Here is a 17,469-nt window from a genome sequence, read left to right on the forward strand (position 1 = left end):
CTCGCCACCCGTTTCCTGACAAGCGCCCGCTGGCTCTCCTAAGCCGCGCGCTTGGGTTCCACCGCGAACGGGCTGAGCCCGAGCCAGGCCTGCATCTTCCTGCCGATGGCCTGGTCGCCGGTCAGGGCAACCTTCGCGCCGGCCTTCTCGACGGTCAGCAATCCCATCCAGATCGCCGTCATGGTGTGCAGGTCGGTCGAGACGTAGAGATCGACTTCGAACCCAGGATCGTACCAGCACAGATCGACCTCGCCGTGCTTCTCGACGATCAGCCACCATGACCGTTTGGACGCCGGCAGGTCCTGATACAGAAATTGTATCACCGTGCGTCCCTCTGGCAGCGGCGAGGGGTTCAAATTGCGCCGCATGTCCCACATCAGCAATGACGGATCGAGGTTCTTGAGCGACAGCCGGGACTCGACCCATTTCTGCCCCCAGAAGCCCATCGCCTCGACGACCGGGCGCAAATCGCGGCCGGCCTCCGTCAGCCGATAGTCGAAGATCCCCTTCTCGCCCCGGACCTCCCCGCGCTCGACGATCCCGGCGATCTCAAGCTCCTTCAGCCGTTGCGACAGAAGGGTTGGCGACATTTTGGGGACGCCCCGGCGCAGGTCGTTGAAGCGGGTCGAGCCCGCCACCAGTTCGCGCATAAGCACCATCGTCCAGCGGGTGCACAGCACCTCGGCGGCCATCGATAGCGGACAGAACTGCTTGTATCCGTGCTGGGTCATGATTGGTGTCTCTCCCTCGAACTTGGACCGGACATTAGCCCTTCGTCGTTGAAGCGGCGAGTACAGAAACTGTACCGGCCCAGTACAGATCGCGGACTGGCTGGCGAGCGGCTTGCCATGCGAGCCCTTTGGCCGGTTGCACGGGATACCCTCGTGCGCCGCAACAGGAGACTACCCATGACCGCATACCTTATCGCAGACATCAAGATAAACGACCCGCAGTGGGTGCCGGCCTACGCCGCATCGGTGCACGACCTCGTCCACAAGCATGGCGGCAGATATCTGTCGCGCAGCGGTAATGTGAAGACGCTTGAAGGCAAGCCGCTCGACACCACGCTGATCGCCCTGATGGCGTTCCCGTCGGAAGCGGCGGCCCGCGCCTTTGCCAACGATCCGGCCTATGCGCCCTTCGTTTCGGCCCGTCAGGGCGGCAGCGACAGCCGTTTCCAGATGATCGACAACACCGATCTGGCCGGAACGATCCCGTATCTGCCGAAGGGATGATCCTTCCCGGTAGTCGTCACATCGATTTCTGGATCTCCAAGCAACAACAGTCACAGCGCTTGCCCGACGGGCCTCCGTATTTTCGGCGGCCGGCCAGCTGGGCTTTTTCAAGAAGAATGGAATGAAGATGATATCGAACTTTCACAATAAGCTTGTCATGGCCGGGGCCATGCTGGCTATCTGCACCACCTTCGCACAGGCGCATCAGGAAGCCGCCGGGCCGGTGGCCGGCCTCAATCCGCTGGCCGACAAGGTGCAGGCCGCCAACAGCCGGTTTCTCGACGTCAAGGCCGCTACATCAGAGGGCTATGCGCCCATTCCCTGCGCCAGCGGCATCACCGGCGGCGCCATGGGCATCCACTATGTCAACGGCGGATATCTGAAGGACGACAAGATCGATATCGCCCGGCCTGAGGCCGTGATGTACGAGCCGATGGCCGACGGCACGCTGCAACTGGTAGCGGTCGAATACATCACCTCGAAGGGGCCGGCGTCGCTGGACGGACAGCTGTTCAATTTCAACAGCGCGCCCAACCGCTATGGCCTGGGTGAATTCTACGAACTGCATGTCTGGGCCTGGAAGGGCAACCCGACCGGCACTTTCGCCGACATGAACCCGAAAGTGTCATGCGAACACACGATGGCGCCGAGCCAGTAAGCAAGGAGGCCAGGCGGCATTGACGCCGCCTGGCCCGAACGATCGTTTTGCCTGATCGCCTCAGGCGCCCCTGATCAGACCGAGCTGGGTGAGGGCGGCGACGCCGTCATCGAGGCCGATCTCCTCGACGATTCTGCCGTCGACCACCTTCAGCACCGTGGTGCCGGTGAAGCGCATGGTGCGGCCGGTGGCGGCCGGCAGCGAGCCGCCGAGGAAATCGCCGAAGGCCGGGCCGGTATGCGTGCCGCCGCCCTCCCACTGGCCGACGACATAGTCGCCCTCGGCGATCAGGTCGGCGGTGGCCCAGAAGTTGAGATCCGGGAAGGCGGCGCGGAAGCCGCTCATGAAGGCCTTGATGTCGTCGCGGCCGCGGCGGGGCTCGTGCAGCGAGTATTTCAGCAGCATGTCGGGTGCCGCGATGTCGTCGATGACGGACAGGTCGCAGCTTTCACCCCAGAAGTCGGTGAACCATCTGACGACGACGGCCTTGTTGTCTTCTTGTCTGGTCATTGGGAGGTCCTCTTTGTCTCTGCAACGCGATCATCGGCGCCGCCGATGATCCGGGATCATCGGATTGGCCGATGACCTGGAGCCATGACTAGGAAGATCCGGCCGATGCGAAACTCCGGTTCTTGCCGGCCAATCGAAGAGCAGAGGCGGCAGGCGGGGAGCCAACAAAGCAGCCCGCCATCGCCGCGGTAACTGTTTCTTCTCTGGTTTTGCCGCAGATTGCCCCGCGGTGGAGCAGGCGAAGCAGACGATGGCGCGTCAGGGCAAGAAAAGTCGCAATGGAACGTTCTGGGCCAAGGCCCTGGAGCGCGCCCATCTTGGCGTCTGGGACTGGGATCTTGTGACCGGCGACTGCTTCTATTCCGCGACCTGGGCGCGGATGCTGGGCTACGATGAGAGCGAACTTGCCGACACCAGCGACCTGTGGCTGCAACTGACCCATCCTGACGACCGCGAGCGGGCGCTGGCCAGCGGCGACCGCCACATTGCCGGCCTGACCGACACCATCGAGACCGAATTGCGGCTGAAGCACAAGCAGGGACACTGGGTGTGGGTGCTCGATCGCGGCGGCGTCGTCGAGCGCGACGCGATGGGAAAGCCGCTCAGGCTGATGGGTGTGCAGACCGACATCTCCAAGCAGAAAGCCGCAGAAGCCGAACTCGAGCAGGTCAATGTGCGCTTCCGCCTGGCGCTCGCCGCCAGCGGTACCGGCATCTGGCACCACGACCTCGCCACCGGCAAAAGCTATTGGGACGAACGCACCAGGGAGATTTTCGGACTTGTCTCCGACACCGCCGAAGTCGAGCGCGACCACTGGTTCGGCTATCTGCATCCGGACGACAAGGAGGCCGCGTCGCGCGCACATCTGGTGCCGCTCGAAACGGACAAGGTCACCGCCGTGCAATACCGCATCGTCCGGCGCGACGGAGAGGTCCGGCACATAGAATCCCTGCTGCGTTTCATCGCCGACCCGCAGATCCCGGACCGCCGGTTGGCGGGGCAGATCCTGGGCACGGTGCGCGACATCACCGAAGACAAGCAGCGTGAGCAGGAGCTTGCCTATGCGGCCCGCCACGATGCGCTCACCGGTCTCTGGAACCGTGCCGCGTTCGACCGGCTGCTGGCCGATCACATCGCGGCCGCGCAGCGGCTGCCGCTCTCCGTGTTCTATGTCGATCTCGACTACTTCAAGGCGCTCAATGATTTTGCCGGCCATGCGGCCGGCGACCTGGCACTGAAAAGCGTTGCCCAAGGCATTCTGGGCTGCCTTCCCTCGACGGCGCATGCCGCGCGCCTGGGCGGTGACGAGTTCGCGCTGCTGATGCCCAATTGCGATACGGCGCAGGCCGGGCGGCTGGCCGACGCGGTACTTGCAGCCGTTCGCGATGCCGAACTAGGATCGACGGCCAAGTCGCGCAAGCTGGCGGCCTCGATCGGCATCGCTTTCGTCGATGACGCCAACACGACGGTGGCCGACGCGCTGGCCTGCGCCGACGACGCCTGCTACGCGGCCAAGGCCGCCGGGCGAAACCGATTTGCCGTCTTCTCCACCGATACGGCATCGGGTTCGGGTGGCCTAAACGCGGCGCGCGTCGTCGCCGATACGGTCGATGCCATGGAAGACGGGAGGCTGAAGCTGTTTGGCCAGGAAATCCATCGGCTGGGCCGTCCCTGGCTGGAAAGCCGCCATGTCGAAGTGTTGGCCAGGCTCGCCGCCCGCAACGGCCGGCTGGTGCCACCCGGCGAGTTCATTCCGGTGGCCGAGCGGTTCGGCATCGCGTCGCGGCTCGACCGCTGGATCATCCGCACCGCGCTGTCGCGGCATGGTGCCGCCTTGCGTTCGGGGGCGTTGACGCTTGGCTTCAATCTGTCGGCGCAGACGCTGAGCGACCCGCAGCTTTGGGACTTCGTGGACAACGTCATAGAAGAAACCGGGGCGCCGCATTCGGGCATCGGCTTCGAGATCACCGAAACCGCCGCCGTCACCAATTTCGACGCCGCCGAACAGTTTGTGCGCAAGGCGCGCGAGCGGCGCTGCCGGGTCAGCCTCGATGATTTCGGCGCTGGTATGAGCTCGTTCGAATATCTCCGGCGGTTCCCCGTCGACGCGATCAAGATCGACGGTTCCTTCATCGAGCACATCACGCAAAGCCGTTTCGACCGCGAGATCGTGCTGGCCATCACCAGCATCGCCCGCAGCCTCGGCTGTGACGTGGTCGGCGAGAAGATCGAACGGCAGGACACGCTGGCCATGTTGAGCGACATGGGCGTCGCCTTCGGCCAGGGATTTTTGCTGCACCGGCCGGAGCCGCTGGAGCGGATTGTCGTGCGTGCGACCAAGGGAGCGGCGGCCCGCAAGGCATCGTGATCCGGGTGCGGCGAGTTTCAGGCCAGGCCGGACTGACCTTAAACTCGCCACAGTCTATCCGGTTCGCCGCGCCGTTGATTGCGGAAACTCCAGCACTCCAGCCTCGGGTCGCCTGTGCTGCGCCTCCGTCACCGCTTCGATCAACAGATCGAGCGCTTCACAGGCCGTGCGACTCGTCTCGTCGTTGCCTTGCAGATAATGATAGGCGCGTTCGAGGTGGATGCGGGCGGCTGAAAAATCGCTGGTCAATGGTCCCTCCATGATCCCGCCCTAGAAGACCTTGCCGGAGACGAGGGAACGCCGGGTAAATATCCACAAGCGGCTTTTATTCAAATGCCGCCGAATGTTACGGGGAGGCGCGCTGCCGATCCCCGTGTGGGGGAGATGTCCAGCAGGACAGAGGGGGCGCTGTCCCGCCGACCTGAAAAATCAGATGTTCGACCTGTTTCGCAGCCTGCATTGATGAGATTGACGGTCAGAGAGGCTTGCGATCTGTCACGCCTCCCTCTGCCCTGCCGGGCATCTCCCCACACGGGGGAGATTGGCGGTTTCACCGCCGCATGATTAGACTGTCACTTCCTGCGCAAGGTGAGACCGATGATCGTCCAGGCCTGCATCAACGGCGCGCGTCCGCGCGATTTCCACCCGAAGCTGCCGCTGACTGCCGAGGCAATGGCCGGCGATGCGGCAGCCTGCGTCGCCGCTGGAGCGGCCGAACTGCACATCCATCCGCGCGGCACTGACGGGCGCGAAAGCCTGGCAGCCGTCGACGCCACCGTGCTGGCGGTGCGCCGGACCTGCCCGGGAACACTGGTTGGCGTGTCGACCGGCGCCTGGATCGAGGACGACGTCGAGCGGACCCGCACGGCGATCGCAGGCTGGCGAGGCCTGCCCGACTATGCCTCGGTCAACGTGTCCGAACCGGATGCGCCCGCCGTGATGGAACTGCTGCGCCAGCGTGGTGTCGGCATCGAGGCGGGGCTTGCCGTCGTCGCCGATGCCGAGCGCTTCGTAGCGCTTGCCGGCCACGACCAGGTGCTGCGCATTCTGATCGAGATCGACATCCCGGACCTGTCCGCTGCACTCGACGAAGCGCATGGCATCGTCGCCGTGCTTGAGCGTGCCGGGGTACGGCGGCCGATCCTGCTGCATGGCGTCGATGCAACTGTCTGGCCCTTCGTCAAGGTTGCGCATCGCAAGCGCTGGTCGACACGGGTCGGTCTGGAAGACGGCAAGACGCTCGCCGATGGAACTGTGGCGAAGGACAACGCAGCGATCGTCGCTGCCGCCGTGGCGATCTTTCGCGGCTAGTTTTCCAGAATGATCTGGATCGCCTTATCCACCACCGGATGCAAGCCGCTAGCCTGGAAGGACAGCCGGTTGCCGGAGCCGACATTGCTGGTCATGGCGATGGTCAGCTCTGAGATCGGGTCATGCAGCATGACGGCGACGTGGCCGGGGATACTGCCCTGGTGGCCGTAGAAGGCGCGGTTGGCGTAGGCGCTCTGGAACATGCCGGCGCCGGTCTCGCGCATGCGGGTGCCCGGAAAACTCGCTGGCACGCGGTGTTCGAACATCTCGGCGAAGAAGGGCGGCGACAGCACTCTGCCGGAAAACAGGCCGCGCATGAAGCTGACCATGTCGGATGGCGTCGACACCATGTCGCCGCAGCCATAGCCGGCGCCGAACGGGAAGGAATCGGAAGAATCCTGCAATTCGTCGGAAAAGGAGAGCACGCCGTCCATGCGCCACATCTCGCCGCCCGAGGCGATGTCGGTGGGCGCATCCGCCGCCGGCAGCGGCCGGTGGTAGTAACCGCGCACCATCGATTTCTCCGGGAAGGCTTCGGTGGCCGGCGACCAGGTGTTTTTCAGGCCGAGCGGTTGCAGAACAGCGCTTCTGACATAGCCGCCCAGCGACTGGCCGGAAACGGCCTCGATCACCATGCCGGCCAGCACATAGCCGGTGTTGTTGTAGACGGCGGGTCCGCCCGGCGCCTTCTGCTTGTCGGAAGCGAAGGCGATGTCGACCAGTTGCCGCGGCGTCCATTGCCGGCTCGGATCCATCGGAATGTAATATTCGAACTCCGGCAGGCCGCTGCGGTGGTTGATCAACTGGCGCACCGAAATGTCTTTTGCTTCCGGCAGGTAGGGAAACCAGCCGGAGATCGGCGCTCCGAGATCGAGCTTGCCGTCCTGGGCGAGCTTGGCCAGGGCCGCGGCAACGAAGGTCTTGGTGCAGCTGCCGATCTTGAACAGGCGTTCAGGCGAGACGGCAATGCCATGCTCCCGGTCGGCGAGGCCGGCGGTCAGGGTGGTTGGTGCGGCGCCAGTGGAGTATGCGAGTGATGCGCCTACCGCGCCATCGGTGAGATAGGTCTTGAGGAGGGCGTTCAGGTCTTCACGCATGGATTCTGCTTTCGCCGCTAAATTGCTGGTTTCATAGATGATGTCGGTGCGTCCTCGGGCCGAGCCTGAGGGCAGGGTCGCCAAGCTTCACTCCGCCATATCGACAGCGGCAAAGTTCTGCCGGCCGAAGGGGTCGAGCACGTAGTTGAGCACGCTCTTGCGGATCGGGATCGCCACCACCGAATGGGCGATCGGCGCCACCGGCACCTCAACCTTCAGGATCGCTTGCGCCCTGGCATAGATGTCGGCGCGCTGTTTCGGATCGGCGGCGACGCGGCCGTCCTGCAGCAGCTTCTCGAAGGCCGGATCGCACCAGCGCGAGCGGTTGGAGCCGCCCTTCACGCCGTCGCAGGACAGCAGGTAGCTCAGCATGTTGTCGGGGTCGCCATTGTCGCTGCTGCCGCCGAGCAGATAGGCGTCCTGTTCGCCCGCCGCGGTGCGCTTGAGATATTCGCCCCATTCAAAGCTGACGATCTCGGCCTTGACGCCGACTTTCGCCCAGTCGGCCTGGATCATCTCGGCCATGCGCTTGGCATTGGGATTGTACGGCCGCGATACCGGCATCGCCCACAGGCTGATTTTCAGGTCGCTCTCGTGGCCGGCTTCCTTCAGCAGCGCCTTCGCGCCATCCGGGTCATAGTCGATGCCGGCATCGGTGACGGCGCCGATCTGCGCCGGCGGCACGACGCTGCCGGCGACCGTGCCGGCGCCGGCATAGACGGCGTCGACGATCGCCTTGCGGTCGACGGCCTTGGCCAGCGCCATGCGCACGCGCGCATCGCCGAGCGGCTGATGTTCGACATTGAAGCCGAGAATGCCGATGTTCTGGCCCTTGAGGTCGAGCACGGTGATGTCGGGATCGGTGCGCAAATCGGCGACGGCGCTTGGCGGGGGCGGGGCGGCGACCTGGCACTCATTGGCCTTGAGACGCTCGACGCGCGTGGTCGGTTCGGGCGTAACGGCGAAGACCAGAGTGTCGATCTTCGGCATGCCGCGCCAATAATCCTTGTTGGCGGCGTAGCGGATCTGGCTGTCGGGGACATAGGCCTGCAGCACGAACGGGCCGGTGCCGACGGGCTCGCTATCGATCAGTTCCGGCGTGCCGGCGGCGACCATCTTTTCGGTCTGCTCCAACGACAGGATAGAGAGATAGTCGAGCGCAATGCCGGGCAGGAAGGTGACATTGGCAGCCGTCAGCGTGAAGCGCACGGTGTAGTCGTCGACCTTGTCTATTCTGTCGATGAGCGTGCCCATGCCCAACGCATTGAAATACTCGTAAGCGCCGCCGCCGAGCTTGTGGTAGGGATTTCTGGCGTCGCGCTGGCGGTTGAAAGTGTACAGCACGTCGTCGGCATTAAACTCGCGCGACGGTGTAAAGTGGTCGTTCGACTGGAATTTCACGCCGTGGCGTAGGTGGAAGGTGTAGATCTTGCCTTCGGCTGAGACCTCCCAGCTTTCGGCCAGCGCCGGCCCGACCTCGGTCGTGCCAGGCTTGAACTCGACCAGCCGGTTGAAGATCGTCTTGGCGGCGGCATCCATGGTGGAGTCCGCCGTGCCGATCGCCGGGTTGAAGGTCTCGGGATTGGCTTCCGAGCAATAGACCAAGGTTTTGGCGTAGGCCTGTCCGCCAAGAAGGACGGACGAGGCCAGCAGGGACGAGGTAAGGACTGCGCGCAGAACGGATTTCATCGCAAACGCTCCTGATGACACTTTACGGGTTGAGGGAAGGGCAGGCCGGTGAAGTTCATGGCGTCGCCGCCGGGGGGATGAAACGGTTGGGCGCAAGCGCGGCGGACGTGATACCGCGTGCCGTGAGATCGTCCGGCAGCGGCTGGCCGCGCAGCAGCACCGAGCCCAGCCGCGCCAGCGTCAGCGACACCTGGAAACCGTAGCCGCCCTGGCCGCCAAGCCAGAAGAAGCCGGGCAGGCGAGGGTCGAAACCGATGACCGGCGTGCGGTCAGGCGAAAAGGTGCGCAGGCCCGCCCAGGGCGTCGACGGACGGCCGATGCGCAGCGACGTCGCCTGTTCGATGCGGTCGACGGCGATGGCGACGTCGATGTCTTCCGGATAGGCGTCGCAGGGTTCGGAATCGGTCTCGTCGGCCAGCGAGCCGATCAGTCTGCCGGCATCGGGCTTGAAGTAGAATTGTTCATGCAAATCGACCACTAGCGGCCAGGCGCTGATGTCCGTGCCGGCGGGCGGATCGAACAGGAAGGCGGTGCGGCGCTTCGGCCGGAAGCCGAGATCGGAGAGACCGGCCAGCCCGGCGACGACATCGACCCAGGCGCCAGCGGCGTCGACGACGATGTCGGCCTGGTAGGCGCCGGCACTGGTGATGACGCTGAAGCCGTTTGCGACGCGGGAAATCTCCAGCACTTCCTCGCCGGTGCGGATCACGCCGCCGCCGGCCTTGAGCGCGGAGGCTGAAGCAGCAAGCATCTTTCCCGTGTCGACATCGAGCGCGCCGGGTTCATGCACGCCGCCGCAGGTGGTTGCCGTGGCGATGACCGGCACCAGCGCGGTGACTTCTGTTGCTGACAGGCGGCGCACGCTTGGCACCAGCGCCTGCATCTCGGCCGCCATGCGGTCGACCGCTGCACTGTCTTCGACACCGCCGACATGCAGCGCGCCGCGCCGGTGGGCGGCGAAGCCGCCATTGATGATCGCCTGTCGGCTGGCCAGCGACAGCGCCCGCACCAGCGCATTGCCATAGGTTTCGGAAAACAGCGCCGCGGAGCGGCCGCTGGCGTGATAGCCGAGATGCGGCTCGCGCTCGAGCACTGTGACCTCGGCCCAGGGCTGCACGGCCGCCGCCAGCGAAAGGCCGGCAATGCCGCCGCCGATGACGACGATTTTTTGGAGAGACTTGGACTGCATGCCCTAGGGGTAGAAATAATTTCGTATCCAGTCAATATTTAGCGTATAAGAAAATTGTTGATGTTGTTGATGGCGGCAGAGAGTTGGACTACCTAGGGTGGACTGGCGGCTCGATGGGCCGCGCAACGGAGCTGACGATGTCGGAGCAACCGAACCTCGGTGATTGTCTGCGCGGCTTAAGGAAAAAGCATGGCTGGACCTTGCAGGAGGTCAGCACGCTGACCGGCGTCGCGGTGTCGACGCTGTCCAAAGTCGAGAACGACCAGATGTCGTTGAGCTACGACAAGCTGCTGCAGATCTGCGAGGGGCTGGGCATCCATGTCACCGAGCTGCTCAGCGGCGACCGCAAGCAGCCGGCCGCGCGCACCCGTCGTTCGGTGACCTCGCAGTCCAACACGCTGCGCCAGCTGACCCGCAACTACGACTACCGCTATCTGGCCACCGATCTGGTGCGCAAGCGCATGGTGCCGATCCACGCCTATGCACGCGCCCGCACGCCGCAGGAATTTGGCCCGCTGACCAGGCATGCCGGCGAGGAATTTTTGATCGTGCTCAAGGGCGAGATCGAACTGCACACCGACCAGTACGCGCCGGTGCGGCTGAAACAGGGCGAAAGCGTCTACATCGATTCCACCATGGGCCATGCCTATCTTTCGGTGGGCGAGGGCGACGCCGAGATGCTGTGCGTCTGCTCCGGCGACGAGCCTGACATGGAAGGCACGCTGCTGAGCGTGCTGGAGACGGTGGAGGGGTAGGGACGGTCGCCCGAACATCCCGACGTTTGCGCCGCCCCTCATCTGGCTGCCGCCATCTTCTCCCCGCAAGGGCAGGGCTATCGCACATGGAATTCCTGAGATGTCTGCCCGGCACGGACCCCCACCCCTAACCCCTCCCCACAAGGGGGAGGGAGACTTCCGTTGGCGCTGACCCAGGAGAATCGCCTGTCTTTTCGGCGCCAAGAAGAATTAAAGGCACGCGGCAGCGTTCCCTCCCCCTTGAGCAGGGTTAGGGTGGGGGTTCTTCTTCGCAAGAATCCATATGCGATAGCCCTGCTGTAAACGGGGAGAAGGACGATCCTATTGACGGGCGGCGCTGGCTTCGACAATTGAGGCCCCACTACATCGCAACCACACGCCCCATTCCCCGCCGAACCGCCTCGCGATAGGCGAGATCGGCCGCCACCATGTCCTCCATGGCGACCCCCATGGCCTTGTAGACGGTGACCTGGTCGGCGCTGACGCGTCCCGGCCGCCGCCCGAGCAGCATTTCGCCGAGCTCGGTTCCGGTTTGCGGATCGAGGTCAGCGAGTTCGCAGGAGCCGACCGGCGTCGGGGCAAAGGCCTCCCTGGTCTCGACGAACAGGCTGGCACTGCCGATAAGCTCGACCGGCAGTTCGCCTCCGGGCGGGGCGACACCGACCGAGGAGACATGGGTGCCGGGCCGTATCCAGTCGGCCGAGATCACCGGCTGGTAGGAATGCGTTGCCATACAGACGACGTCGGACGAGCGCACCGCGGCCTCGATATCGGCGAGGGCGACGACGCCGGGATGTTGCGCGGCGAGCGCCTGCGCATCGACAAACTCCTTCGAGACGACGCGGATTTCGGCGAAGTCGCGGACCAGCGGCAGAAGATTGAGATGCTGGCCGGCCTGCACGCCGGCGCCGACCACTGTCGCGACCCTGGCGTCGCGGCGGGCGAGTTCGCGCACCGACAGCACGGCCGAGCCGGAGGTGCGCACGGCGGTGATGTAGGTGCCGTCCATGACGCAGACCGGCATGCCCGTCTGCGGGTCGAACAGATGGATGGTGGCGAGGTGGCTGGGGATGCCTTTGGCGACGTTGCCCTCGAACACGTTGACGATCTTCACCGTCAGATGCATGCCCGCCGTCCAGGCCGGCATGGCTAGCGAATAGCCGGCCTGCGGAATGTCGAGCTGCGGCCGCGCCGGACTGACCACCTTGCCGCCGGACAGCGCCTTGAAGCCGCCGGCGAGCGCGTCGAGAAGCTGGCGCAGGTCGAGGCAGGTTTTCAACTCGGCCTCGCTCAGGATGAGTACCGGCGTGTCGCCCTTGGCCTGGGCGGTGCGGGAAATCGATAGGGCTGATGTCATGGGTGTTGCCTTGATCAGGTTGCGTTGCCCGTCAACGGTATTGCCACCTAACAGCGTGATGAAATATACTACTTTTGCAATTTTGGCGTGACTATCACGCTTCTCCTGGCTCAAAAAGCGTGAATACTGAAATGGACGATCTCGACCGTATCGACCGCTCGCTGCTGCGTTTGTTGCAGGAGGACGGCCGCCGCACGACGCTCGATCTGGCGCGGCGGGTCGGCCTGTCGCCAACCGGGGCGACGCAGCGCGTCAAGCGGCTGTTCGCCGAAGGCTTCATCCGCGCCGTGCGCGCGGTGCTCGATCCTGCTCGGATCGGGCAGGCGCAGCTCGTCTTCATCGAGGTGCGGCTCGACCACACGGCGCCGCATGTCTTCGACCGCTTCGCCGAGGCGGTTCTGCGGGCGCCCGAGATCATCGAATGCCACATGGTGGTCGGCGGCTTCGACTATCTGGTCAAGGCGCGCATCGCCGACATGGCGATGTTCCAGGATTTTTTGCAGCGCGTCATCCTGCCGCTGCCCGGGGTGCGGGAAACGCACACCTACGCCTCGATCGCCAATGTGAAGCCCGACGCCCTGCTGCCGATCTAGACCGGCGGCCGTTCCCCCGCATCCAGCAGCCATTGCCGCACCGCTTGCGTCGGCTCCGGGTGCCGCTGCTTTCTCGGCATCACGACATAAAAATCCTGCGTGCCGCGCATTTCGCCGCTGACGGGCTGAACCAGGCGGCCCGTGGCGAGATCAGCGGCGACGAGGAAGCGGCTGGCCAGCGCAATGCCCTGGCCGGCGATGGCTGCATCGATGGCGAGGCCGGTCTGGTTGAAGCGCATCCGTTTCAGTTCGGTCGTCATCTTCAGGCCGACCGCCTTTTCCATGAATTCCGGCCACAGATTGTGGGCATCGTGCAGCAGGACGTGGTGCTGGATTTCGGTGGCCGCGATCTGGACCGTGCCGGCCGGCAGCAAGGCAGGGCTGCAGACGGCGATGATCTGCTGGGGAAACAACAGGTCGACGATCAGCCCAGCGCCGAAGGGCGGGCGACCTTGCCTGACCGCGATGTCGACGCCCTCGGCCTGGAAGCTCGACAGGCTCTCGCTGGCCAGAACGCGCAGGTCGACAAGCGGGTTGTGCGCGACGAAGTCGTGCAGCCTCGGGATCAGCCATTTGGTGGCGAAGCTCGGCGTCACGCTGATCGTCAGCCGCGCCGGTTCGGGACGCAACAGCAGCGTCGCCTCGGAGATCAGGTCGAAGGCGCGGCGGATGTTGGGCACATAGGCGCGGCCCTCATCGGTCAGCGCCAGGCCGCGCGGCAGCCGCTCGAACAGTTTTGTGCCGAGATCGGCTTCCAACCCGCGAATGTGCTGGGCGACCGCCCCTTGCGTGACGTTCAGCTCCTCGGCCGCGATGCGGAAGTTGAGATGGCGCGCCGAGGCTTCGAAGGCGCGCAGCGCATTCAATGGCGGCAGGCTGAGGAAGGCTTCGGGCATGCAGGAGTTTTTCTACAGGTTGATTTCAAGCATTCTGGTTCGAACCGGTGGGGAAAACCAGCTATATCGACGTTCAACTCCCGAAAACACCGCTTGCGGTGCCCGCCAACCCTGAGAGGAAAATCCGATGAGTGTAGAAAAAGTAGCTATCGTCGTGGCCGGCGGCAGCGGCATGGGTGCGGCGGCGGCGAAGCGGCTGGCGGCGGACGGCTTCAAGATCGCCATCCTGTCCTCCTCGGGCAAGGGCGAGGCGCTGGCCAAGGAGCTGGGCGGGCTCGGTGTCACCGGCTCCAACCAATCCAATGAAGATTTGCAGCGCCTCGTCGACCTGACGCTGGAGCGCTTTGGCCGCATAGACGTGCTGGTCAACAGCGGCGGCCACGGGCCGCGCGCGCCGATCCTCGAAATCACCGACGAGCAATGGCACACCGGCATGGATGTCTATCTGCTGAACGTCATCCGTCCGGTGCGCATCGTGGCGCCGCAGATGGTCAAGCAGAAGGGCGGCGCCATCATCAACATCTCGACCGCCTGGGTGGTCGAGCCGAGCCCGATGTTCCCGACGTCCGCCGTGTTCCGCGCCGGGCTTGCCGCCTACACCAAGATCTTCGCCAACACTTATGCAGCCGACAATGTGCGCATGAACAATGTGCTGCCCGGCTGGATCGACAGCCTGCCGGCCACCGAGGAGCGCCGCGACAGCGTGCCGATGCAGCGCTACGGCACCTCGGAAGAGATCGCCGCGACCATCGCCTTCCTGGCTTCGGAAGGCGCCGGCTATATCACCGGCCAGAACATCCGGGTCGACGGCGGCATTATCCGCGCTATTTGAGGGCGTCGACCGGGAGGGGGATTCCGGCATCTCACCCCAAGGAGCAAAGAATGCGGCTTTTGATACTCGGCACCGGCTGGATGGCGCAGGAACATGCGCGGCGCTTCATCGCCATCGACGGCGTCGACATTGTCGGCGCGGTCGATGTCGATCCGGCACGGGTCGGCGAGTTCGCCGACAGCTTTGACATTCCCAACCGCTTTACCGCGCTGGATGAGGCGCTGGCATGGGGCGAGTTCGACGCGGTGGCCAATGTCACGCCAGACCGCATCCACCACCCGACCACCATGGCGCTGATCGCCGCCGGCAAGCCGGTGCTGTGCGAGAAGCCGCTGGCCGAAGACTTCGCCAAGGCGACCGAGATGGCCGATGCCGCCGAGGCTGCCGGCATCGTCAACATGGTGAACCTGACCTATCGCAATGTCGCCGCGCTGCAGAAGGCTCGCCAGATGGTGCTGGCGGGCGAAATCGGCATGGTCAGGCATGTCGAGGCGTCCTATCTGCAAAGTTGGCTGGTGTCGAAATTCTGGGGCGACTGGCGCACCGATCCGAAATGGCTGTGGCGCCTGTCGCGCGGCCACGGCTCGAATGGCGTGCTTGGCGATGTCGGCATCCACATCCTCGATTTCGCCAGCTATGGCGCCGCGGTCGACATCGACCATGTCTTCTGCCGGCTGCGCGCCTTCGACAAGGCGCCCGGCAACCGCATCGGCGACTACGGGCTCGACGCCAATGACAGCTTCGCCATGACGCTGGATTTTTCCAACGGCGCCTTCGGCGTGGTGCATGCCAGCCGCTGGGCAACAGGCCATCTCAACGAGCTGCGCCTGCGCATCTATGGCGACAGAGGCGGCATCGAAGTCGTGCACAATCTCGACGGCTCGGCGCTCAAGGCCTGCATCGGCGACAACGTCGAGAACGCCATATGGAACGAGCTCGACCCCGGCATGGTGGCTACCAACTACCAGCGTTTCACTGACGCGGTGCGATCCGGCGTCCAGGCCGAACCGTCATTCCGCCACGCGGCCGAATTGCAGAAGGTGCTGGATCTGGCAGTGGTATCGGACGAGAAGCGCGCGGAGCTGCGGGCGAGTGCGGACACGCGGTGAGTGCGCTCGCATCCATTTCCTCTGTCTGGCGAAATATCTGCTCTAATAGCCTGATCGTCTGATCAGATCGCGGCCGATCGGCTTCGGTGTCTCGCTGCGCAGCACCAAAGCCGTGGTGACTGCTCCATGGCGCGCCACCGCGTCGACGATGGTTTCAAGTTGCGCTGGCGAGGGGACGATCACTTTCAGGATGAAGCAGTCCTCGCCTGTCAGCCGGTGAACCTCGGTGATTTGCGGCATCTCGGCAAACTGCTTCAGGCAGAGGCGGATGTGCTCGTGCGTGGTGCGCACCCGGATGATCGCCATCATGCCGAGGCCGAGGGCCGCCGGATCGATCACTGCGGTGTAGCCGGCAATGATGCCGCGCTCCTCCAGCCGTTTCACCCGCTCCGAGGTTGCCGGCTGCGACAGGCCGACCCGGCGGCCAAGCTCGGACATGCCGATGCGGCCGTTCTCCTGCATGGCTTCGACAATCGCGATGTCGGTCGGATCGAGCGGCGCGCGCTCATCGCTATTTTTCAAGGTCACCTTGAATCTATCGGAAATGTTGCTGCTTTTCCGATAATTTCCCATTTTCGGTGGAGCGGCAAGACGCCACCATGCCCCATTGATCGATAGGAGCAAGGCGACATGACGCATTTCATCATCCTGCCCGGCAGTGGCGGTTCCAGCCCGGCGCATTGGCAATCGCGCTGGGAAAGCGCCAATCCGGCGATGCGGCGGTTCCAACCGTCAAGTTGGGACCTGCCCGATTTCACCGATTGGCTGGCGGCGCTGGAGGCTGCAGTGATCGAGACACCAGAGCCACCGGTGCTGGTCGCGCACAGCCTGTCCTGCCTGCTGATCGCGCACTGGCAGAAGATTTCGCGGCGCCCGGTCAAGGCAGCGTTGCTGGTCGCCGTTCCCGATCCGACGTCAGTTGTCTTCCCTGGATATGGCAGGGCTTTCGCCAAGATTCCGGAAGGCCGGCTGCGCTTTGCCTCGCTGGTGGTGACCAGCACCAGCGATCCGTATGGCGCGCCGGACTATGCCGAGGCGAGGGCGACGCAATGGGGCAGCCGCATGGCCATCATCGGCCCTGCCGGCCACATCAATGCCGAGAGCGGGTTGGGAGACTGGCCGGAAGGTCTAGATCTTCTAGCGGGACTCGTTTCCGAGGCTTGATGGGCGGATTCCGAAGGAACCGCGATGAGGTGGTCACGGGCCGGTGACGAGGGAAAAGACCAGTTTCTGCAGATTGCCGCCGTTGCCGAATTCGACGCGGTCGAAATCGCGGCTTGCCAGCACCCGCGCCTTCGAGATCGCGTCGAGCCGACGGACCACCTCGGCCCTGGTCTTGCTGCATTTGGGATCGTCGACGACGGTCAGGCCGTTCGTCGCGGCTTGGATGTCGTGGACCATCTGGACCATGCTGGCGCCATGCACCTTCTCATGGGCGGCAACGCCGGCGATGAAGGTTTCCCAGTTCTTCTGGACGGCGGGAGGCAGGGAGCCGGAGGGTTCTGGTAGAGTGTAGGTGACGATCAGCTTCGGCCGCCCGGCCGTCAGCACGCAGTCCTTGCCCCTGGGCCTGTAGTCCCTTAACCCCCAGGTCAGCTTGAAATTGGTGTAGGCGATGGCACGGGCAATGCCGAGCTTTGGCCCTTTCTCGCCGATCGAGCGGTAGAGTTCGGCGCCGGACCGGCCCGAGATCGCGTAGGGCTCGATCTTCTCGACCGGCTTCCACTCGGCATGAGCGATGAGCGGCGAGGCCAGCAGGGCGGCAAAGGACAGACACAGGCGAACGCAGGCTTTCAATCCAACTCTCCGCGAAACAGGACTGGTTGCCGCAACGGGCATGCCATCGGATCGCTTTTCCTATATGCTGCCG

General features: G+C 64.4%; 19 protein-coding genes. 9 read left to right on the forward strand and 10 right to left on the reverse strand.

Annotation, left to right across the window (positions count from 1 at the left end):
• Positions 1-38 precede the first annotated feature (38 nt).
• The gene (locus tag NKH52_RS19030; RefSeq protein WP_352732278.1) at positions 39-731 is read right to left on the reverse strand and encodes a winged helix-turn-helix transcriptional regulator; all 693 of its coding nucleotides are present in this window, start codon (positions 729-731) and stop codon (positions 39-41) included.
• A 177-nt stretch (positions 732-908) separates the two neighbouring features.
• Here NKH52_RS19030 and NKH52_RS19035 point away from each other — a divergent pair, with 177 nt between their 5' ends.
• Together NKH52_RS19035 and NKH52_RS19040 are read left to right on the forward strand one after the other, a co-directional pair.
• A complete protein-coding gene (locus NKH52_RS19035; RefSeq protein WP_352732275.1) occupies positions 909-1,235 on the forward strand; it encodes a DUF1330 domain-containing protein in 327 nt (108 codons plus the stop codon).
• 121 nt (positions 1,236-1,356) lie between these two features.
• On the forward strand, positions 1,357-1,893 hold the full coding sequence (locus NKH52_RS19040) for a hypothetical protein (RefSeq protein WP_352732272.1): 537 nt from the start codon (positions 1,357-1,359) through the stop codon (positions 1,891-1,893).
• A gap of 60 nt (positions 1,894-1,953) precedes the next feature.
• Here the strand turns inward: NKH52_RS19040 and NKH52_RS19045 are convergent, their stop codons facing one another.
• Positions 1,954-2,403, reverse strand: a complete 450-nt coding sequence (locus NKH52_RS19045; RefSeq protein WP_127297519.1) for an ester cyclase — start codon at positions 2,401-2,403, stop codon at positions 1,954-1,956.
• Positions 2,404-2,653: 250 nt separating this feature from the next.
• On the opposite strand from NKH52_RS19045, the gene NKH52_RS19050 reads away from it, so the two are divergent.
• Positions 2,654-4,771, forward strand: a complete 2,118-nt coding sequence (locus NKH52_RS19050; protein ID WP_023813861.1) for an EAL domain-containing protein — start codon at positions 2,654-2,656, stop codon at positions 4,769-4,771.
• Between the two features lie 54 nt (positions 4,772-4,825).
• On the opposite strand, the gene NKH52_RS19055 is transcribed toward NKH52_RS19050, so the two are convergent.
• Positions 4,826-5,020 carry a hypothetical protein gene (locus tag NKH52_RS19055; protein ID WP_023813860.1) on the reverse strand — a complete coding sequence of 65 codons (195 nt, stop codon included), beginning with the start codon at positions 5,018-5,020 and terminating at the stop codon, positions 4,826-4,828.
• 348 nt (positions 5,021-5,368) lie between these two features.
• On the opposite strand from NKH52_RS19055, the gene NKH52_RS19060 reads away from it, so the two are divergent.
• Positions 5,369-6,082 carry a 3-keto-5-aminohexanoate cleavage protein gene (locus NKH52_RS19060; RefSeq protein ID WP_352732269.1) on the forward strand — a complete coding sequence of 238 codons (714 nt, stop codon included), beginning with the start codon at positions 5,369-5,371 and terminating at the stop codon, positions 6,080-6,082.
• Here NKH52_RS19060 and NKH52_RS19065 read toward each other — a convergent pair.
• The 3 genes from NKH52_RS19065 to NKH52_RS19075 all read right to left on the reverse strand — a co-directional run bounded on the left by NKH52_RS19065 (position 6,079) and on the right by NKH52_RS19075 (position 10,057).
• On the reverse strand, positions 6,079-7,179 hold the full coding sequence (locus NKH52_RS19065) for a serine hydrolase domain-containing protein (protein ID WP_352732266.1): 1,101 nt from the start codon (positions 7,177-7,179) through the stop codon (positions 6,079-6,081). The two genes, NKH52_RS19060 and NKH52_RS19065, sit on opposite strands and share 4 nt — an antisense overlap.
• A gap of 87 nt (positions 7,180-7,266) precedes the next feature.
• Entirely contained in the window at positions 7,267-8,868 is a 1,602-nt protein-coding gene (locus NKH52_RS19070) for an ABC transporter substrate-binding protein (RefSeq protein ID WP_352732263.1), read from the reverse strand.
• Positions 8,869-8,923: 55 nt separating this feature from the next.
• On the reverse strand, positions 8,924-10,057 hold the full coding sequence (locus NKH52_RS19075; protein WP_352732260.1) for an NAD(P)/FAD-dependent oxidoreductase: 1,134 nt from the start codon (positions 10,055-10,057) through the stop codon (positions 8,924-8,926).
• A gap of 137 nt (positions 10,058-10,194) precedes the next feature.
• Here NKH52_RS19075 and NKH52_RS19080 point away from each other — a divergent pair, with 137 nt between their 5' ends.
• Positions 10,195-10,812: a helix-turn-helix domain-containing protein gene (locus tag NKH52_RS19080; protein ID WP_352732257.1), complete on the forward strand. Its 618-nt coding sequence runs from the start codon at positions 10,195-10,197 to the stop codon at positions 10,810-10,812.
• A gap of 361 nt (positions 10,813-11,173) precedes the next feature.
• Here the strand turns inward: NKH52_RS19080 and NKH52_RS19085 are convergent, their stop codons facing one another.
• Positions 11,174-12,169 carry an ornithine cyclodeaminase family protein gene (locus NKH52_RS19085; protein ID WP_352732254.1) on the reverse strand — a complete coding sequence of 332 codons (996 nt, stop codon included), beginning with the start codon at positions 12,167-12,169 and terminating at the stop codon, positions 11,174-11,176.
• Positions 12,170-12,300: 131 nt separating this feature from the next.
• On the opposite strand from NKH52_RS19085, the gene NKH52_RS19090 reads away from it, so the two are divergent.
• Positions 12,301-12,762: an Lrp/AsnC ligand binding domain-containing protein gene (locus NKH52_RS19090; RefSeq protein WP_023813853.1), complete on the forward strand. Its 462-nt coding sequence runs from the start codon at positions 12,301-12,303 to the stop codon at positions 12,760-12,762.
• Here the strand turns inward: NKH52_RS19090 and NKH52_RS19095 are convergent.
• On the reverse strand, positions 12,759-13,658 hold the full coding sequence (locus NKH52_RS19095; RefSeq protein WP_352732251.1) for a LysR substrate-binding domain-containing protein: 900 nt from the start codon (positions 13,656-13,658) through the stop codon (positions 12,759-12,761). The genes NKH52_RS19090 and NKH52_RS19095 overlap by 4 nt on opposite strands.
• A gap of 127 nt (positions 13,659-13,785) precedes the next feature.
• Between NKH52_RS19095 and NKH52_RS19100 the strand changes: the two genes are divergently transcribed.
• Together NKH52_RS19100 and NKH52_RS19105 are read left to right on the forward strand one after the other, a co-directional pair.
• Positions 13,786-14,490 (forward strand): SDR family oxidoreductase, encoded by a 705-nt coding sequence (locus NKH52_RS19100; protein WP_352732248.1) that lies wholly within the window; start codon positions 13,786-13,788, stop codon positions 14,488-14,490.
• A gap of 50 nt (positions 14,491-14,540) precedes the next feature.
• The gene (locus NKH52_RS19105; RefSeq protein WP_352732245.1) at positions 14,541-15,599 is read left to right on the forward strand and encodes a Gfo/Idh/MocA family protein; all 1,059 of its coding nucleotides are present in this window, start codon (positions 14,541-14,543) and stop codon (positions 15,597-15,599) included.
• A 42-nt stretch (positions 15,600-15,641) separates the two neighbouring features.
• Here the strand turns inward: NKH52_RS19105 and NKH52_RS19110 are convergent, their stop codons facing one another.
• Positions 15,642-16,121, reverse strand: a complete 480-nt coding sequence (locus NKH52_RS19110; RefSeq protein WP_352732242.1) for an Lrp/AsnC family transcriptional regulator — start codon at positions 16,119-16,121, stop codon at positions 15,642-15,644.
• A 108-nt stretch (positions 16,122-16,229) separates the two neighbouring features.
• Between NKH52_RS19110 and NKH52_RS19115 the strand changes: the two genes are divergently transcribed.
• On the forward strand, positions 16,230-16,763 hold the full coding sequence (locus NKH52_RS19115; protein ID WP_352732239.1) for an RBBP9/YdeN family alpha/beta hydrolase: 534 nt from the start codon (positions 16,230-16,232) through the stop codon (positions 16,761-16,763).
• A gap of 33 nt (positions 16,764-16,796) precedes the next feature.
• Here the strand turns inward: NKH52_RS19115 and NKH52_RS19120 are convergent, their stop codons facing one another.
• Positions 16,797-17,438, reverse strand: coding sequence for a DUF922 domain-containing Zn-dependent protease (locus NKH52_RS19120; RefSeq protein ID WP_502908061.1), 642 nt, complete (start codon positions 17,436-17,438; stop codon positions 16,797-16,799).
• Positions 17,439-17,469 lie beyond the last annotated feature (31 nt).

The organism is Mesorhizobium sp. M1066 (genome assembly GCF_040318635.1).
Lineage (GTDB): Bacteria > Pseudomonadota > Alphaproteobacteria > Rhizobiales > Rhizobiaceae > Mesorhizobium.

Excerpts from the sequence above, each read along its gene's own strand:
- NKH52_RS19070 (WP_352732263.1), bottom strand. The coding sequence starts at position 8,868 with ATGAAATCCGTTCTGCGCGCAGTCCTTACCTCGTCCCTGCTGGCCTCG.
- NKH52_RS19095 (WP_352732251.1), bottom strand. The coding sequence starts at position 13,658 with ATGCCCGAAGCCTTCCTCAGCCTGCCGCCATTGAATGCGCTGCGCGCC.
- NKH52_RS19085 (WP_352732254.1), bottom strand. The coding sequence starts at position 12,169 with ATGACATCAGCCCTATCGATTTCCCGCACCGCCCAGGCCAAGGGCGAC.
- NKH52_RS19060 (WP_352732269.1), top strand. The coding sequence starts at position 5,369 with ATGATCGTCCAGGCCTGCATCAACGGCGCGCGTCCGCGCGATTTCCAC.
- NKH52_RS19045 (WP_127297519.1), bottom strand. The coding sequence starts at position 2,403 with ATGACCAGACAAGAAGACAACAAGGCCGTCGTCGTCAGATGGTTCACC.
- NKH52_RS19105 (WP_352732245.1), top strand. The coding sequence starts at position 14,541 with ATGCGGCTTTTGATACTCGGCACCGGCTGGATGGCGCAGGAACATGCG.
- NKH52_RS19040 (WP_352732272.1), top strand. The coding sequence starts at position 1,357 with ATGAAGATGATATCGAACTTTCACAATAAGCTTGTCATGGCCGGGGCC.
- NKH52_RS19100 (WP_352732248.1), top strand. The coding sequence starts at position 13,786 with ATGAGTGTAGAAAAAGTAGCTATCGTCGTGGCCGGCGGCAGCGGCATG.
- NKH52_RS19080 (WP_352732257.1), top strand. The coding sequence starts at position 10,195 with ATGTCGGAGCAACCGAACCTCGGTGATTGTCTGCGCGGCTTAAGGAAA.
- NKH52_RS19035 (WP_352732275.1), top strand. The coding sequence starts at position 909 with ATGACCGCATACCTTATCGCAGACATCAAGATAAACGACCCGCAGTGG.
- NKH52_RS19120 (WP_502908061.1), bottom strand. The coding sequence starts at position 17,438 with ATGCCCGTTGCGGCAACCAGTCCTGTTTCGCGGAGAGTTGGATTGAAA.
- NKH52_RS19050 (WP_023813861.1), top strand. The coding sequence starts at position 2,654 with ATGGCGCGTCAGGGCAAGAAAAGTCGCAATGGAACGTTCTGGGCCAAG.
- NKH52_RS19075 (WP_352732260.1), bottom strand. The coding sequence starts at position 10,057 with ATGCAGTCCAAGTCTCTCCAAAAAATCGTCGTCATCGGCGGCGGCATT.
- NKH52_RS19090 (WP_023813853.1), top strand. The coding sequence starts at position 12,301 with ATGGACGATCTCGACCGTATCGACCGCTCGCTGCTGCGTTTGTTGCAG.
- NKH52_RS19115 (WP_352732239.1), top strand. The coding sequence starts at position 16,230 with ATGACGCATTTCATCATCCTGCCCGGCAGTGGCGGTTCCAGCCCGGCG.
- NKH52_RS19030 (WP_352732278.1), bottom strand. The coding sequence starts at position 731 with ATGACCCAGCACGGATACAAGCAGTTCTGTCCGCTATCGATGGCCGCC.
- NKH52_RS19065 (WP_352732266.1), bottom strand. The coding sequence starts at position 7,179 with ATGCGTGAAGACCTGAACGCCCTCCTCAAGACCTATCTCACCGATGGC.